We start from the raw sequence: 784 nt of genomic DNA on the forward strand, positions 1-784 counted from the left end.
ACACGTTGCTCAAAGCGGTAGCGAGGATATATCGTTGGCGATATGAAATGATTCGCCGACACGTCGCTCAAGCGAAGCGAATTTTTTATTTGTAAAAATTAATAAGTATCAATAAATGATAAGACAACTAAAGTTTTATTTATATAAATATTTGTGATATAATTATTTAATCGTAAAAGTTTAGATAACTTTTAATTTAGTAGATATAATGGGGAAATTGATATGAGAAGAAAAATTTTTTTAGTATTAGCTATATTATGGATGAGTGTAATATTTTATATGTCTAATCAACCGGCAGCAATATCATCAGCTCATTCAGGTGGTGTAATAAATATGATAAGTAATATGCCAGTTATAGGTAATTTAATGGACTATCTTACAAGTATAGATATAGGAGAGTTTGTAGTAAGAAAAGGTGCACATATGTTTTCATACTGCTTACTAGCTATACTTTTATTTATGTCAGTATATGAGAAAGATATAAAGAAATCTATAATAATTGCATTTATAGGAACATTTTTATATGCCTGTAGCGATGAATTTCATCAATTATTTATACCAGGTAGAAGTGGTGAAATTAGAGATGTTATGATAGATTCATTAGGTGGTACTATAGGTTTAATACTTACTTTATTTATTGTAAAGTATAAAAGAAAAATAAGCTATAATAATTAAAAACTAGAGGTGTATCTTAATTAGTTAGATGCATCTCTAGTTTTTAATTTATAAAGTATTAAAATAATATTAAATATATATTTAAATCCTAAAGAATTATAAAATATTG

1 protein-coding gene is annotated in these 784 nt (G+C 25.6%); it reads left to right on the top strand.

Going from position 1 to position 784, the window contains the following annotated elements; translation table 11 throughout:
- Positions 1–222 precede the first annotated feature (222 nt).
- Positions 223–675 (top strand): VanZ family protein, encoded by a 453-nt coding sequence (locus G3997_RS04215; protein ID WP_296648598.1) that lies wholly within the window; start codon positions 223–225, stop codon positions 673–675.
- Positions 676–784: the final 109 nt, after the last annotated feature.

This window comes from Romboutsia sp. 13368 (genome assembly GCF_018336475.1).
Lineage (GTDB): Bacteria > Bacillota > Clostridia > Peptostreptococcales > Peptostreptococcaceae > Romboutsia.

Excerpts from the sequence above, each read along its gene's own strand:
- G3997_RS04215 (WP_296648598.1), top strand. The coding sequence starts at position 223 with ATGAGAAGAAAAATTTTTTTAGTATTAGCTATATTATGGATGAGTGTA.